General features: G+C 71.2%; 15 protein-coding genes. 10 read left to right on the top strand and 5 right to left on the bottom strand.

The window, feature by feature from the left end; translation table 11 throughout:
* Positions 1-214: 214 nt before the first annotated feature.
* From tadA to AC0NH5_RS22850, 4 genes are all read right to left on the bottom strand, one after another.
* Positions 215-661, bottom strand: a complete 447-nt coding sequence (tadA, locus tag AC0NH5_RS22865; RefSeq protein ID WP_474407137.1) for a tRNA adenosine(34) deaminase TadA — start codon at positions 659-661, stop codon at positions 215-217.
* Positions 658-1,164 (bottom strand): tRNA adenosine deaminase-associated protein, encoded by a 507-nt coding sequence (locus AC0NH5_RS22860; protein ID WP_474407135.1) that lies wholly within the window; start codon positions 1,162-1,164, stop codon positions 658-660. The genes tadA and AC0NH5_RS22860 overlap by 4 nt, the downstream gene beginning before the upstream one ends.
* Positions 1,165-1,416: 252 nt before the next feature.
* The gene (locus tag AC0NH5_RS22855; protein WP_474407133.1) at positions 1,417-1,620 is read right to left on the bottom strand and encodes a hypothetical protein; all 204 of its coding nucleotides are present in this window, start codon (positions 1,618-1,620) and stop codon (positions 1,417-1,419) included.
* Between the two features lie 129 nt (positions 1,621-1,749).
* Positions 1,750-2,154 carry a hypothetical protein gene (locus tag AC0NH5_RS22850; RefSeq protein WP_474407131.1) on the bottom strand — a complete coding sequence of 135 codons (405 nt, stop codon included), beginning with the start codon at positions 2,152-2,154 and terminating at the stop codon, positions 1,750-1,752.
* A 209-nt stretch (positions 2,155-2,363) separates the two neighbouring features.
* Here AC0NH5_RS22850 and AC0NH5_RS22845 point away from each other — a divergent pair, with 209 nt between their 5' ends.
* The 3 genes from AC0NH5_RS22845 to AC0NH5_RS22835 are packed head-to-tail and all read left to right on the top strand — an operon-like array spanning position 2,364 to position 4,751.
* Positions 2,364-3,137, top strand: a complete 774-nt coding sequence (locus AC0NH5_RS22845; RefSeq protein WP_474407128.1) for a M23 family metallopeptidase — start codon at positions 2,364-2,366, stop codon at positions 3,135-3,137.
* A 30-nt stretch (positions 3,138-3,167) separates the two neighbouring features.
* Entirely contained in the window at positions 3,168-4,133 is a 966-nt protein-coding gene (locus tag AC0NH5_RS22840; protein WP_474407126.1) for a prephenate dehydrogenase, read from the top strand.
* A gap of 39 nt (positions 4,134-4,172) precedes the next feature.
* Positions 4,173-4,751, top strand: a complete 579-nt coding sequence (locus AC0NH5_RS22835; protein ID WP_474407124.1) for a DinB family protein — start codon at positions 4,173-4,175, stop codon at positions 4,749-4,751.
* Here AC0NH5_RS22835 and mtnA read toward each other — a convergent pair.
* Entirely contained in the window at positions 4,748-5,710 is a 963-nt protein-coding gene (gene mtnA / locus AC0NH5_RS22830; protein ID WP_474407122.1) for an S-methyl-5-thioribose-1-phosphate isomerase, read from the bottom strand. The two genes, AC0NH5_RS22835 and mtnA, sit on opposite strands and share 4 nt — an antisense overlap.
* 23 nt (positions 5,711-5,733) lie before the next feature.
* Between mtnA and AC0NH5_RS22825 the strand changes: the two genes are divergently transcribed.
* The 7 genes from AC0NH5_RS22825 (at position 5,734) to AC0NH5_RS22795 (ending at position 14,711) form a co-directional block, all read left to right on the top strand.
* The gene (locus tag AC0NH5_RS22825) at positions 5,734-6,792 is read left to right on the top strand and encodes a PHP domain-containing protein (RefSeq protein WP_474407120.1); all 1,059 of its coding nucleotides are present in this window, start codon (positions 5,734-5,736) and stop codon (positions 6,790-6,792) included.
* A gap of 44 nt (positions 6,793-6,836) precedes the next feature.
* The gene (locus tag AC0NH5_RS22820; RefSeq protein WP_474407117.1) at positions 6,837-8,507 is read left to right on the top strand and encodes a DUF885 domain-containing protein; all 1,671 of its coding nucleotides are present in this window, start codon (positions 6,837-6,839) and stop codon (positions 8,505-8,507) included.
* Positions 8,508-8,948: 441 nt separating this feature from the next.
* A complete protein-coding gene (locus AC0NH5_RS22815) occupies positions 8,949-10,145 on the top strand; it encodes a hypothetical protein (RefSeq protein WP_474407115.1) in 1,197 nt (398 codons plus the stop codon).
* On the top strand, positions 10,132-13,203 hold the full coding sequence (locus tag AC0NH5_RS22810) for a sensor histidine kinase (protein ID WP_474407113.1): 3,072 nt from the start codon (positions 10,132-10,134) through the stop codon (positions 13,201-13,203). The genes AC0NH5_RS22815 and AC0NH5_RS22810 overlap by 14 nt, the downstream gene beginning before the upstream one ends.
* Positions 13,200-13,646, top strand: coding sequence for a roadblock/LC7 domain-containing protein (locus tag AC0NH5_RS22805; RefSeq protein WP_188120236.1), 447 nt, complete (start codon positions 13,200-13,202; stop codon positions 13,644-13,646). The genes AC0NH5_RS22810 and AC0NH5_RS22805 overlap by 4 nt, the downstream gene beginning before the upstream one ends.
* The gene (locus AC0NH5_RS22800; protein WP_474407110.1) at positions 13,643-14,104 is read left to right on the top strand and encodes a DUF742 domain-containing protein; all 462 of its coding nucleotides are present in this window, start codon (positions 13,643-13,645) and stop codon (positions 14,102-14,104) included. Before AC0NH5_RS22805 ends, AC0NH5_RS22800 begins: the two co-directional genes overlap by 4 nt.
* Complete coding sequence (locus tag AC0NH5_RS22795) at positions 14,082-14,711, top strand: GTP-binding protein (protein ID WP_474407108.1); 630 nt, start codon at positions 14,082-14,084, stop codon at positions 14,709-14,711. The genes AC0NH5_RS22800 and AC0NH5_RS22795 overlap by 23 nt, the downstream gene beginning before the upstream one ends.
* The last annotated feature ends 81 nt before the right edge of the window (positions 14,712-14,792 follow it).

Raw genomic sequence — 14,792 nt, 5'->3', positions numbered from 1 at the left:
GCTGCGCACCCCAACTTCACACGCTGCACGCAGCCCGACCTTGCGTGTGAAGTTCAGCCCTGCTGCGCACCCCAACTTCACACGCTGCACGCAGCCCGACCTTGCGTGTGAAGTTCAGCCCTGCTGCGCACCCCAACTTCACACGCTGCACGCAGCCCGACCTTGCGTGTGAAGTTCAGCCCCGCTGCGCACCCCAGCTTCACCCGCTGGGTGGTCAGCGGAAGAAGTCGCGCATCAGGTGGGCGCATTCGGTCTCGAGGACGCCGGCGTAAACCTCGGGGCGGTGGTTCAGGCGCCGGTCGCGGACCACGTCCCAGAGGGAGCCGACCGCTCCGGTCTTCGGCTCCCAGGCCCCGAAGACCACGGTCGCGATCCGGGCCAGCACGATCGCGCCGGCGCACATCGTGCACGGCTCCAGCGTGACCACCAGCGTGCAGCCGTCCAGCCGCCAGGAACCGAGCCGCTCGGCGGCCCGCCGCAGCGCCAGGATCTCGGCGTGTGCGGTCGGGTCGCCGGACAGCTCACGCTCGTTGCCCGCAGTCGCCAGTTCGGCGCCGTCCGGCCCGAGCAGGATCGCCCCGACCGGGACGTCCGAGGGCGAGGCGGATGCGACGGCGAGTGCCCGCCGCATCCACTCCTCGTGCTGCCCGCGACGGTTCACGCCTCGCGCAGCTCCTCCATCTCGTCGCCGCAGCCGATCCGCTGGCAGATCTCCGCGGTGACGTCGGACGGGAGCATGCCCTCCATGCCACAGAGCGCGAGCAGCCGCTGGGCGTTCACCCCCAGGTCGCCGAGCAGGTCGGCGTCGCCGATCGGGTCGGCGTCCGGCTCGGCGGCCGGGGTGTCCTCGTCCGGGGCGGCGGCCAGGTCGTCCAGCCCGAGGGCCGGCGTCTCCACCTCGCCGAGCAGCACCGACCCGATCCGGGACTCCTCGGCGAACGCCGAGTCCGACCCGAAGACCCGCACGTCCTCGCCCTCGTCGAGCCGCAGGATCGCCAGGTACTCGTCGTCGCTCTCGACGAACAGCAGCGCGAGGTCGGCGTCCGGCTCGGCTTCGCGGAGCGCGTCCACCACCTCGTCGATATCGCCCAGGCCCGCAAGGTCCAGCTCCGTCGCCGACCATCCGGACTTGGCCCGGGTGACAGCGGCAGCGAAAATCGACACGATTCCCCCAACGCGACTTTTATCTCTCAGCGCCTGACGGTAGCTGCTGGCACGGCGGGCGCATCGCGCCACGCTCGAACCCGCCGGTGTTTCGCCGAGGCCGGCCGCGCGGCGGCAGGGCTGCGGCCCCACGTCGCAGCCGACCGCGCCGTGGCAAGGGTCCCGCCCCGCGTCTCAGCCGACCGCGCCGTGGCAAGGGTCCCGCCCCGCGTCTCAGCCGACCGCGCCGTGGCAAGGGTCCGGCCCCGCGTCTCAGCCGGCCGGGCGGCGGCGGGTGGCGATCAGCTCCCGCAGGCGTATGCCGCGCAGCCGTTGCGTCGGGCCGGAATCACGCGCCGACTTGGCGTGGGCGAGGGCCGCCAGCAACTCCAGGCGGCGACGGCAGCGATCGGGGTCGAGCCGTTGTGGCGAGGGGGCCATGGTGCCGAGAGTGCCCAGCCGTACGACGTTCGTCAAGGGTCGATACGCACTTCGGCGGACCCACTGCCGAGGGCGACCGGAGCGGTACGCCGAGTGGCCGTCCCACCAGGTCGAACCCGGACAGTGGATCTTCTCACTCGGCCGGCCGGCAGCGCCGGGAACGGGTCACCACAGCGGCCAGTCGAGCGTGTCGATCCAGCGCAGGGCAACGAAGGTCATCGCGACCGAGAGGCCGACACCGCTCATCGCGGCGACACCGACCGCCACCCCGCGGTCGCCGAAGATCGCGAGCAGGCCGGCGACCAGCCAGGCGGCGGCCGCGCCGAGGATCGTCCACCAGGCGTACGACGCGAGGTCGCGGCCGAGGCTGCCGAAGAGGATGAGCCACAGCGTCGCCGCGGCCAGGCCGCTGAGCACCGGGAGCGAGGTCACCGGGTGCGGTTCGCGATAGACCGGGCGCGGCGGGCGGCCGGGTAACAGCCCGGACGGGGACTCCATCGGGTAGTGCGGCGGAAGGTATCCGGCCGGTGGCGGCTCGGCCTCGGGCCAGATGCCCTGCCGGTCAGCCATCTCGTCTCCCCTTCCGACTGCCGTCCCGGGCCGCCGGCGACGCGGCCCTCCTGCAGCGTAGCCACCGCCGCGGCAGCTCGGCAGGAACCGGAGACAGGCCCGGCAGAAACCGGGCACGGGCCCGGGGGGAACTGGAGACGGGCTCGGCGGAAACCGGAGACGGTCGATGCGGGCCTGCACCAATCGCGGCCTTCTGTCAGGATGGCGCGGTGCGACTTCTCCGTACCCTCTCGGGATTGACGATCGCGGCGGTCTGCCTGGCCGGCTGTGGAGCCCCCGGCGGGTCTGCCCCCGCCGCGACCCCGCAGTTCGTCGACCCGACGCCGGCCGCGGCCGAGTCGCCGGTCGAGCCGTCGGCGGCGGGCGGTGCCCCGGAGGCGCCGGCGAAGGCCGGCCAGAACACCACGCCGCCCAAGCTGACCACCACGCCGAAGGCGCCGAAACCGAAGCCGACCACGGAGAAGCCGGCCGCCTCGGTGAAGTACGCCTTCCCGGTGGACGCCTCGAACGTGGACTTCCACACCACCCATGCGAAATACCCGGCGACCGACATCTTTGCCGACTGCGGTGAGCGTGTCGTGGCCACCACCTCGGGCGTGGTGCTCGAGGTGAGCCTCAAGGACGAGTTCGTGAAGGGCCGGCCGGACGGCCCGCTCAACGGCGGCCTGTCGGTGGCGATCCAGGGCGACGACGGCGTGCGTTACTACGGCTCGCACCTGAGCAAGGTGCAGTCCGGCATCCGGGCCGGTGTCCGGGTGAAGGCCGGCCAGCTGCTCGGCAAGGTGGGCAAGACCGGCAACGCCAACAACGTCTGCCACCTGCACTACGGCATCTCGCCGCCGTGCGCCAAGACCGGCGACTGGAAGGTGCGGCGCGGCGTGGTCTGGCCCGCCAAGTACCTCAAGTCCTGGCGCGCCGGTGCGGCGAAGAGCCCGGTGACCGAGGTCAAGAACTGGAAGTCGAAGAACAACTGCAAGGCCTGACCCCGGCCCGGGGTGTGCGAGAGTCACCCCGTGCAGACCTCACCCCGGGTTTCAGTGATCGGACTCGGCCTGATCGGCGGCTCGCTGCTGCGGGCGCTGGCGGCCGGCGGGCACGAGGTGACGGGTTACGACGCCGACCCGGGCACCCGGGAGCTGGCGCGTGCCGCTGGTTACCGCGTCGTGGATTCGGTGGCCGCGGCGGTGGAGATCGCTGACGTGACTGCTCTGGCCGTACCCCTGCCGGTTCTGCCGCATGTGCTTCCGCAGCTGGCGGCCGGCCACGGGCTGGTCACCGACGTCACCTCGGTGAAGGGTCCGGTGCGTGATCTGATCGCCGCGCACGGGGTGCGCAGGTTCGTCGGCGGCCATCCGATGGCCGGCAAGGAGACGTCGGGGTTCGCGGCGTCCGATCCGGATCTCTTCGCCGGCTGCGCGTGGGTGCTCTGCCTGGAACCGGACGGCACCGACCTGGCGGACTGGCTGACGCTGGCCCGGCTGTGCACCGGCCTGGGCGCGCGGGTGGTGCCGGTGACGGCGGCCGAGCACGACACCGCGGTCGCGCAGATCAGCCATGTGCCGCACCTGTTCGCCGCGGTCCTGGCCGCCCAGCTGGTGGAGAATCCGCTGGCCGGCACACTGGCGGCCGGGTCCTTCCGGGACGGCACCCGGGTGGCCGCGACCCGGCCCGAACTCACCGCGGCGATGTGCGGTGGCAACGCCGGCGCCGTCCATCACGAGCTGCACCGGCTGATCGGTGATCTCCAGCAGTTCGGGGCGCAGCTGGAGTCGGCCGATCCCATCGAGGCGATGACCGACCATCTGCGGGTGGCTTCGGACGCCCGCCGGGCGTGGCCGGCCGGACCGGGCGAGCCGGAGAAGGTGCCGGCGGAGGCCGGGCCGCTGCTGGAGCTGGGCCGGGCCGGCGGATGGGTGACAACGGTGGCCGGCGACGAGGTTCTCGCTTTGAGGCCAGGAAGTGACCGCAATTCCTCCTAATGTTGGTGGTGACGGAGACGCCAACATTGAGGAGCCGAGATGCCCGGTCAGGTCGGTCCCATCGCCAACGAGCAGGAAGGTCTGCTCGCGTACCTCGCCCAGATGCGATACGTGATCCGGCTGACCGCGTACGGGCTCACCCCGGAGCAGCTGCGGGCCACGCCCAGCGCGAGTCAGCTGAGCGTGGGCGGGCTGATCAAGCACTGCGCGTCCACCGAGGAGGGCTGGATGTCCCTGGTCCGCGCTGAGGCGAAGCCGGTGGACTACGGAGCCTACGAGACCAACTTCCGGATGGCCGAGGGCGAGACCGCCGACGAGCTGTTCGCCTTCTACGACCGGGTTGCCGAGGCGACCGAGAAGACAGTCGTGGAGCTGGCGGACCTCGAGCACCCGGTGCCGATCGACCACTCGGTGCCGTGGAACCCGCAGGACCGGGACTTCTGGTCGCTGCGCTGGGTGCTGCTGCACCTGATCCAGGAGACCGCACGGCACAGCGGGCACGCGGACATCGTCCGGGAGTCCGTGGACGGCGCCACCGCGTACCCGCTGATGGCCGCGGCCGAGGGCTGGCCGGCGACCGACTGGCTCCAGCCGTGGAAGCCGTCGGACAGACCCTAAGGTCTCTCGCCCCGGTCGACGCGGATGACGCGACGGTCGGTGACGATCGCCGTCACCAGGTCGTGCGGCGTGATGTCGAACGCCGGGTTCACCGCGTCGCTGAACGCGGTGACCTCGGCGGACCCGCGATCCTCGATCTCCACCTCGGCACCGGACGGGGTGTCGAGATCCACCGTGGACTCCGGCGCCACCACGATGAACGGGATGCCCGCCCGGTGCGCGCCGAGGGCGTGCGAGTAACTCCCGATCTTGTTGATCACGTCGCCGTTCGCGCAGATCCGGTCGGCGCCCAGGATCACCGCGTCCACCTCGCCCCGGGCCATCAGGAACGGCCCGGCCGAGTCGACCGCGACCCGGTGCTCGATGCCCCAGCGGGCCAGCTCCCACGAGGTGAGCCGGGCGCCCTGCAGCAGCGGCCGGGTCTCGCTGGCGATCACTCCGGCCAGCTGTTCGCGCCGGTGCAACTCGCCGACCACGCCCAGCGCGGTGCCGACGGTGACCGCGGCCAGCCCACCGGTGTTGCAGTGGGTGAGCAGACGGGGGCGGCCCCCGCACAGCTCGACCACCAGGTCGGCGCCGAGCGCCGCCATCGCCTGTGACGCCGCGACCTCCTCGTCCCGGATCCGGTGCGCCTCGGCGAGCACCGCCTCGGGGCCCTGCGGCAGCAGGGCAGCGGCACGTCGCGCGCCCCGGGCCAGGTTCACCGCCGTCGGGCGTGCGCTCTCGATCTTTCGTACGGCCAGGGCCAGCGCCGCCGGGTCGTCGATGTGCACCCGGGCCGCCAGTGCCACTCCCAACGCGCCCGCGACTCCCAGCGCCGGCGCACCGCGTACCGCCAGCGACTGGATCGCCGCGACCAGCTCGCCCACCGTGTGCAGCCGGAGAACGCGCAGCTCACCCGGGAGGGCCGTCTGGTCGATGATCTCGATAGCGCCGTTCACCCAATCGATCGTCCGCATGCCGCGAGCCTATGGTGGATCTCATGACGTCTCGAGATCCGGTGGCTGACCTGCGGCGCATCGCCTTTCTGCTGGAGCGGGCGAACGAGGCCACCTATCGGGTGAAGGCGTTCCGCTCGGCGGCCGCCACGGTGTCCAAGACGCCGCACGACGAGCTGGTGGCCCGCGCCGAGGCCGGCACCCTGGCGAAGCTGGCCGGGGTCGGCGAGGTGACGGCGCGCTGCGTCACCGAGTCGCTGGCCGGTGAGGAGCCGGTCTATCTGCGCCGGCTGGCCACCACCGACGGCACCGACCTGCCGGACGCGGCCGCCGCCCTGCGCTCAGCGCTGCGCGGGGACTGTCACGTGCACTCCGACTGGTCCGACGGCGGGTCGCCGATCGAGGAGATGGCACTGGCCGCGGCCGACCTGGGCCACGAGTACTTCGTGCTCACCGACCACTCACCCCGGCTCACCGTGGCCCGCGGGCTCACCGCCGCCCGGCTGCGCCGCCAGCTCGACCACGTGGCGAAGCTGAACGAGGCGCTGCCCGAGGGGTTCCGCATCCTCACCGGCATCGAGGTCGACATCCTGGAGGACGGCTCGCTGGACCAGGAGGACGAGCTGCTCGAACGGCTCGACGTGGTGGTCGGCTCGGTGCACAGCAAGCTGCGTGACGAGTCGCCGCGGATGACCCGGCGGATGGTGACCGCGATCGCCAACCCGCACCTGGACATCCTCGGTCACATGACCGGGCGCAAGGTGTCCGCGGCCGGCGAGGGCGACGCCGCGCACTCCCGGGTGCGCACCCGCCCGCCCAGCACGTTCGACCTGGACAAGGTGATCTCCGCCTGCCTGGAGCACGGCAAGGCCATCGAGATCAACTCACGGCCGGACCGGCTGGACCCGCCGAAGCGGATGCTCACGGTCGCGGTGGAGGCGGGCTGCCTGTTCAGCATCGACACCGACGCGCACGCCCCGGGCCAGCTGGACTGGCTCGATTTCGGCTGCGGCCGCGCGGCGCTCTGCGGGGTGCCGGCGGACCGGGTGGTCAACACCTGGCGGGCCGGCCGGCTGCTGGAGTGGACCGCCTCGCACCGTTGAAATCGGGCAGCTCACCGCCCGTTCCGTCCCGTAGTGTCGGCAACGTGGGACGAATTGATGAACTCGCCAACCGATACGTCGACCAGTGGGCCGAGCTCAATCCGACGGGTGCCACCGCGGTCGGCATCTCCGGCCATGACGACAAGACCGACGACCTCTCCCCGGAGGGCTTCGCCGCGCAGGCCGAGCTGCTCCGCCGCACCATCGCCGGGCTCGATGTGATCGAGCCCGGCACCGAGTCGGAGCAGGTGGCCAAGGAGGCCATGCTGGAACGCCTCGGCCTGGAGCTCGCCCGCCTGGACACCGGCTTCGCCGCCACCGAGGTCAACGTGATCTCCAGCGGCCTGCACGGGCTGCGGATGGTCTTCGACGTCATGCCGACCGAGGGCGAGGAGGCGGTCGCCAACATCGCGGCCCGCCTGCACGCGTTGCCCACCGCGCTGCGGCAGTACCGCCGGACCCTTCTCGAGGGCGCCGAGAAGGACCTGGTTAGCGCCCGGGCCCAGTTGCTCGCCGTGGCCGAGCAGTGCGACGCCTGGACCGACCCGGCCCGCGACGACTTCTTCGGCGGGCTGGCCGGCCGGCTGACGGCGTCCGGCGCGCTGGCCACCGAACTGCGGCTCGGCGCGGAGGCGGCCCGGACCGCCACCGCCGAGTTCGGCGCGTTCCTCCGCGACGAGCTGGCTCCGCGCGGACGCGAGAAGGAGGCCGCCGGCCTGGAGCGCTACACCCTGGCCTCGCAGTATTTCCTCGGTGCCCGGGTGGACCTGCTGGAGACCTATCTCTGGGGCTTCGACGAGCTGGACCGGCTGGAGCGCGAGATGCGGGCGGTCTCCGCGGTGATCGCCGGGCCGGGGGCGGGCCTCGATCAGGCCGTCGCGACGCTGGACGCCGATCCGGCCCGCAACATCGCGGGCAAGGAGGCGTTCCGGGACTGGATGCAGGCGCTGTCGGACCGGGCGGTCAGCGAGCTGAACGGCACCCACTTCGACATCGAGCCGCCGGCCCGCAAGCTGGAGTGCTGCCTCACCCCGACCAGCGACGGCGGCATCTATTACACCGGGCCGAGCGAGGACTTCTCCCGTCCGGGGCGGATGTGGTGGGCGGTGCCGGAGGGCCAGGAGGTCTTCTCGACCTGGCGTGAGGTGACGACCGTCTATCACGAGGGCGTTCCCGGTCACCATCTGCAGGTCAGCCAGACCCTGCTGCGCGCCGACACGCTGAACCGGTGGCAGCGGCTGCTGTGCTGGTGCTCCGGGCACGGTGAGGGCTGGGCGCTGTACGCGGAACGCCTGATGGACGAGCTCGGCTACCTCATCGATCCGGGTGACCGGCTCGGCATGCTGGACGGGCAGGCGCTCCGCGCGGCGCGGGTGATCGTCGACATCGGCATGCACCTCGAACTGGAGATCCCGAAGGACAACCCGTTCGGCTTCCATCCGGGCGGCCGGTGGACGCCGGAGCTGGGCTGGGAGTTCCTGCGGGCGCACACCCGGATGCCCGAGGAGGTGCTCCGCTTCGAGTGGAAGCGGTACCTGGGCTGGCCCGGGCAGGCACCGTCATACAAGGTCGGCGAGCGGATCTGGATGCAGGCGCGGGACGAGGCGAAGCTTCGTAAAGGCAGTGATTTCGACCTCAAGACGTTCCACCGCGACGCCCTGAACCTGGGATCGCTGGGCCTCGACCCGCTCCGTAAGGCGCTGGCCCGAATTTGAGTCAATCAGCCTCTCCGTGCTGAAAACGGGACGGAGAGGCTTTCCGTTGCGTGTCGATGCTCTTGCTCTGCGTAGTTCTTTGTCTCTGTGCAATTACATCGACACGGAGCGTGAATGGCGGTTCGGCCAGATGTAACAAATCCGAAGTAGAAGTCATATTCACGTCCCGTCGCCTGCCGGATACGATCCACCGCGGCGCTCGCTCCTTTGTTCCGACAGCCGCGTGGACTGGGCCTTCCCCCCGATCACCCAGGCCCTGCGCAGCCGTACAGCCGAGTCGGCGGCGCCGCGTATCCCCCGATCAGCCGAGACAACTCTGACCCTTGGAAAGGGGTTTTCTGAGGTTCTCTCGGATAGATTGACCCGGATCGGTGCGCCCGCATGGCTACTGTCCGTAGCCCCCAATGGCCCATCGCGTGTGCATGGCGGAGGACGAAAGCAATGTCAGTCTCGGTGAACAGCCGGCGAACCCGTTTACGCTCCGCCATCGCGGTGGTGCTGACGGTTCTCGTCGTGCTGCCGACCGCAGCCCTGTTCCTGCGTGTTCTGGACGACAACTCGGAACAGCGCAACAACACGGAGCTGGCGCGCCAAGGCGTCGAGTACCTGTCCGGACTCGGCCCGCTGGTCAGCGCACTCGCCGAATCACAGTCCTCGGCCCTGCAGGGCGTCTACGCGGAGCCGGCCTCGCTGACCGCCGCCGTGGCGCGCGTGCAGGACCTCGACTCACGGCTGGGTGAGGACCTCGACACCACGCAGCGGTGGAACGGTCTGAAGGAGAAGATCGCGTCGCTGCCCAACGTCAAGGGCGACTCCGCGACCGTCTTCGAGGCCCACGTCGAGGCCGCCGACCTGACCCTGGAGCTGTACGGCGCGGTTCGCGAGAACTCCCTGCTGAACCGGGACGAGGCCAACGACATCTGGTACCTCCAGGAGGCCGTCGCGGTCGACATGCCGACGGCGGTGACCCGGTCGAGCCGGATGGGCGACATGGCGAGCCTGACCGCCGCCGCGCGGACCCGCCAGAAGGCCGCCCTGACCACCCAGTTCGGGCACGAGGTCCTGATGGTGCAGGAGGCCGCCGACGACCTGACCGACAACCTGCAGGCCGCGGCCAACGACACCACCAGCGCGACGCTGAGCGGCAACCTGGTCACCAACCTCGACGCGTTCCGGCGCGGCATCGAGGCCGCCAACCGTGGCGCCAACTTTGGTGGCCCGCCGAACGTGTCGGCGATGGTGACCGCGCAGAGCCAGCTCCAGACCGCTCTGCGGGCGCTCTCCGGCGTCGTGCTGACCGAGCTGGACGGCCTGCTCAGCGATCGCATCGACTCGCTCAACTACCGCCGGGCGGAGTCCTGGGGGCTGCTCGCCGTCGCGATCGCTTTGATCGCGGTGGCCACGTACTGGACGCGGGTCCGGGCCGCCGAGACCCGTGACTCGATCGCCGCCGGTAGCGACGCCCCGCGCGACGTCTCGGTGCAGAGCGACCGGGACCGCGACGGTGCCGGCGCCATCCCGGGTTCGCCCGGCGCCTACGGCGGCATCCCACACGACGCGGCCCGCCCGAACTACGGCGAGATCCCCAACTACGGTGGCGGCGCGACCCGGCAGGAGCGTTCCGGTGCTCTTCGGTAAGTTCCGCATCCTGGGCAAGCTCGCCCTGCTGGTGCTCGTGCCGCTGCTCGGTGTCGTCGGCCTCAGTGTGCCGGTCATCCTCGAGCGCATCGACGCCGCCCGCGCCGCCCAGGAAACCTCCGACACGGTCCAGATGGCCGCCCAGGTCAGCTCGGCGCTCATCGAGCTCCAGGAGGAACGGCTGCTCTCGGTCGGCTTCCTGCTGGGCCTGGTGGACCGCCCGACCCTGGTGGTGCAGAGCGCCGAGGCCGCCGACTCGGTGGCCGAGCTCGCCGACATGGAACAGGACGTCCCGCAGGAGCTGAGCCGGGCCATCGCCCGGGCCACGACGCTGGCCAGCACCCGGCAGAACGTGCTGAACCGGGCGGTGCAGCCGCCGACGGTCGTGGAGGACTTCACCGGCGTGATCACACCGCTGATCGACGGTCTGGGCCTGTCGGTCAGCGCCGACCTCACCACCGGCATCGGCCGTCAGGTCTACGCGCTGGATCGCGCCATGCGCTCCGACGACCTGATCAGCCAGGCGACCTGCCACCTGGCCGCCGCCGCGGTCACCGCAGCGGCCAACCCGCAGGGAGCGGGCCTGCTGCTGGGCGCCTTCAACGCGACGTTCAGCCAGATCCAGTCGATCATTCTGACGTCCCAGGTGTACTTCACCGACGCGCAGTACAGCCTCTACATCAACACCCAGGACGCGTTCGCCTTCCGGGTGGGCGCGCAGTTCCAGAGCACGCTGGCCGCGGACCCGATCCGGGCGCTGCGGTCGCTGGACATCAAGACGCTGTTCCCGTCGCTGCAGTCGGTGACGGTCCTGGGTAGCTTCGTCGAGAAGCGCGTGGCCCAGGACGTGAACAACTCGGTGACCGACAACCGGGAGAGCGCCGTCCGGCAGGCGCTCCTGATCGGTGGCGGCACCTTCCTGCTGCTGATCCTGGTGATCACGCTGAGCATCTTCATGGCCCGCGCGGTCGCCCGGCCGCTGCGCCGTCTGACCGTCTCCGCCGACCGCATCGCCCGGGCCGCCGAGTCCGAGCTCGAGCGCGTGGCCGACGACGAGCAGGAGGCCGCGGTACGACCGATCCGCCTCGACCCGGTCGACGTCGAGGCCCAGGACGAGATCGGCGACCTGGCCCGCGCGTTCGACCGCGTGCAGACCACCGCCGCCCGGCTGGTGGAACGCCAGGTGGCCGGCCGCCGTAACGTCGCCCAGATGTTCGGTCACGTCGGCCGGCGCACCCAGAACCTGGTCGGCCGCCAGCTGTCCCTGATCGACAGCCTGGAGCGCCGGGAGACCGACAGCGACCGCCTGCGCGAGCTCTACCGACTGGACCACATGTCCAGCCGTCTGCGCCGGAACGCGTCCGCGCTGGTCGTGCTCTCCGGTGGCGCCGGCGCGAACGAGCACATGGCGCCGCTGCCCCTGCAGGACGTCGTCCGTCTCGCCCTCGGTGAGATCGAGGACTACACCCGTGTCGAGGTGGAGGTGCCGGAGGACATCGTCGTGGTGCCGGCCGTCCTGGCCGACCTGACGCTGCTCCTCGCCGAGCTGCTGGAGAACGCCACGTCGTTCTCCCCGCCGCACACCAACGTCACCGTCACCGCCGACGAGCTGCGCGGCGGCGCCCGCCTCGCGATCATCGACCGGGGCCTCGGCCTGGCGCCCGAGCGTCTCGCCGAGGAGAACGCCCGGCTGACCCGCCGTGAGCGCCTGGACCTGGCGCCCACCGAGGTGCTCGGCCTGTTCGTGGTCGGCCGGCTCGCCCGCCGGCACGGCATCGAGGTCACCCTGACCGACACCCCCGACGGGGGTCTGACGGCCTGGATCGACCTCAACCCGTCGCACCTGATCGCCCGGGTGGAGAACCTCGCCGCGGTCCAGCCGCCCGGTTATCCGGCGGGTGTGCCGGCCGGCATGCCCACCTCGCCGGTCACGCCGCAGATCCACGCCTCGGACTACGCACCGGCCTACTCCGGCGCGCTGCGCGGCAACACCACCGAGATGGCGATCGCCAGTGCCGGGGTCCGCTCGGTGCCGGGCAGCCAGCAGCCGTTCGACCCGAACGTGCTGAGCCGCGCCACCCAGACCCTGGAGTCGGGCAACTCCTGGAACGCGTTCGCGCCGTCCGCCGCTCCGGCGACGGAGAGTGCGCCGGCCCCGGACCCGTACGCCGATCAGCCGGTCTACGACGCCGAGCCGGTCTGGTCACCGGGCCCCGCCTACCAGGAGCCCGCCGCGCCGCTCTACCCGCAGGCCGGTTCCTACGGCGAGCCGGCGGTCGCGCAGGACATGGGCATCCCGGTGGCCGGCCGGATCCCGGCCGCGCTGCCGGAACTCCCGTCCGCGCCGTCCGCGGGCAACGGCTGGAGTGCCGAGCCGTCGGCCGGCAACGGCTGGAGCGCCGAGCCGGTCCAGGCTTCCTGGGACACCCCGGTTCCGGTGGAGGCCCCGGCGACGCCGGCCGGCCGGTCCGAGGCACCGGTGATCCCGCAGCAGCGGACCGGCGACGACTACGGCTATCCGGCGGAGAGCACGGATTCGGCGCAGCGCCCGTCCACTGCGGCGCCGTTGCGCCGGCGGGTGCCGGGTAGCCAGTTGCCGGCCGAGGCCGGACCGCAGCAGCACGCCGTGGCGCCTTCGCAGGACGACGCGCTCGCTGCCCGGGCCGCGTTCGACGCCTTCGAGGCGGGTGTCAGCCGCGCGCAGTACGACGCCACCGACACCAGCGTCTCGATGCCGGCTCCGGTCAGCCCCTCGCAGTGGAGCACCCCGGCCCCGGAACCGGCCCGGTGGAACGTGCCGGAGCCGGCGCAGTGGAACGAACCGGCGCCGCCCACACCTCCCGCTCCGCCGGCATCGGCCGGTGGTGCCCCGTTGACCCGGCGCGTTCCCGGCGCAACCCTGCCGCGGGACGAGCCGCACCGTCCGACTCCGCCCCCGGCTCCGGCTCCGGCTCAGCTGGACCCGGAGGCCGCCCGAGCCCTGATGGATCAGTTCGAGTACGGAGTCGCGCTCGCACTGAATGAAAGTCAGCCACAACACGAGGGACAACCGCGATGACTTCCCCCTACTCCACCGCGCAAAGTCAGCTCAGCGCCGAAGCCAAGACCTTCAACTGGCTGCTGGACTCGTTCACCTCCGGTACAGCGGGCGTGATCGAGGCCATCGCGGTGTCCTCCGACGGTCTGCTGATGGCCATGTCGGCGATCAAGGACAGGCCCAACGCCGAGCGCCTCGCGGCGGTCGTGTCCGGCCTGACCAGCCTCGCCGGTGGCGCCGCCAGCTGGTACAGGCTGGGCGCCCTCAACCGGGTCATCATCGACATGGCTGACGGATATCTGCTGGTCACGGCGATCAGCGCCGGCTCGGTGCTCGGCGTCATCGCGGACCGCTCGGCCAACCTGGGCACCCTCGCGTACGAGATGACGCTCTTCGCCACCCGCGCCGGTGGCGCGCTCAGCCCGCGCCTGATCGCCGAGTTGAAGAACGCCGTCCAGCAATGACCTACCCGGACCCCGACGAACCGGTGCCTCCGGCGCGGCCCGGAGTCCGGCCCTTCCTGCAGTCCGGTCCGCAGCACTCGACCGGCGGTTACACCCCCACCGGGGAGAACCCGCCGGTCGAGCAGCCGACCAACAGTTTGCGCCCGTTCGTCATCACGTCCGGGCGAACCGATGGAGGCGACCCCGACATCGGTATGGAAACTCAGGTGACGGTGGTGCCCGGCGCCCCACCGTCGCGGTTGTCTCCGGAAACCAGGGCGATCGTGGCTCTCTGCGAGGAGAGTCCGATCTCGGTGGCCGAGATTTCCGCTCGGTTGCGCCTGCATCTGGGTGTCTGCCGAATCCTCGTCGGCGACCTGCGCGCCGCCGGCCAACTGGACGTCCACGTGCTGGACAACGACACACCTGACCCCGAGACCATCATGCGAGTGATCCGTGGACTTCGATCCATCAGCTGACCGCGTCGTCGGCACCGCGCGGGTGCCGGGAGGTACGGCGCCCAAGAAGGCGCCGGTCCCGGTAAAGATCATCGTGGCCGGCGGCTTCGGCGTCGGCAAGACCACGACGGTCGGCGCCATCTCCGAGATCGCGCCTCTCACCACCGAGGCCGAGATGACCTCGGAGTCGGTGGGCATCGACGACCCCGGCCAGCGGACCATGAAGACCGGCACCACAGTGGCGATGGACTTCGGTGTCCTGACCATCGACCAGACGCTGAAGCTGTACATCTTCGGGACGCCCGGTCAGACCCGGTTCGCCTTCATGTGGGACGACCTGGTGCGGGGTGCCCTCGGCGCCCTGGTGGTGGTGGACACCAACCGGATCGACGACTGCTATCCGGCGGTCGACTACTTCGAGCGGCAGGGGTTGCCGTTCGTGGTCGGGGTGAACACCTTCAACGGCCAGATGGGCTACAGCCTGGACGAAGTGCGCTGGGCTCTCGCAGTGCGGGAAGATGTACCGGTCATCTCGTTCGACGCCCGCTTCCGCGGATCCGTCCGGGACGCGCTGCTCGTGGTCCTGGACCAGGCACTCGACAAGGCGATCCGGATGAAGTCGTCGTAAGGTGTCGCATCGGGTCGCCCGGTGACGGTTTCCAAACCCGCACCGCTGAGTGCAGAGTGGGGATACCGGGCGACCGCGTGA

The organism is Actinoplanes sp. 13 (assembly GCF_056134165.1).
Note: the sequence above shows the minus strand (reverse complement) of the source record. Positions and strands in the feature narration are given on the sequence as shown.

Excerpts from the sequence above, each read along its gene's own strand:
- AC0NH5_RS22825 (WP_474407120.1), top strand. The coding sequence starts at position 5,734 with ATGACGTCTCGAGATCCGGTGGCTGACCTGCGGCGCATCGCCTTTCTG.
- AC0NH5_RS22800 (WP_474407110.1), top strand. The coding sequence starts at position 13,643 with ATGACCTACCCGGACCCCGACGAACCGGTGCCTCCGGCGCGGCCCGGA.
- AC0NH5_RS22805 (WP_188120236.1), top strand. The coding sequence starts at position 13,200 with ATGACTTCCCCCTACTCCACCGCGCAAAGTCAGCTCAGCGCCGAAGCC.
- AC0NH5_RS22815 (WP_474407115.1), top strand. The coding sequence starts at position 8,949 with ATGTCAGTCTCGGTGAACAGCCGGCGAACCCGTTTACGCTCCGCCATC.
- AC0NH5_RS22850 (WP_474407131.1), bottom strand. The coding sequence starts at position 2,154 with ATGGCTGACCGGCAGGGCATCTGGCCCGAGGCCGAGCCGCCACCGGCC.
- AC0NH5_RS22835 (WP_474407124.1), top strand. The coding sequence starts at position 4,173 with ATGCCCGGTCAGGTCGGTCCCATCGCCAACGAGCAGGAAGGTCTGCTC.
- mtnA (WP_474407122.1), bottom strand. The coding sequence starts at position 5,710 with ATGCGGACGATCGATTGGGTGAACGGCGCTATCGAGATCATCGACCAG.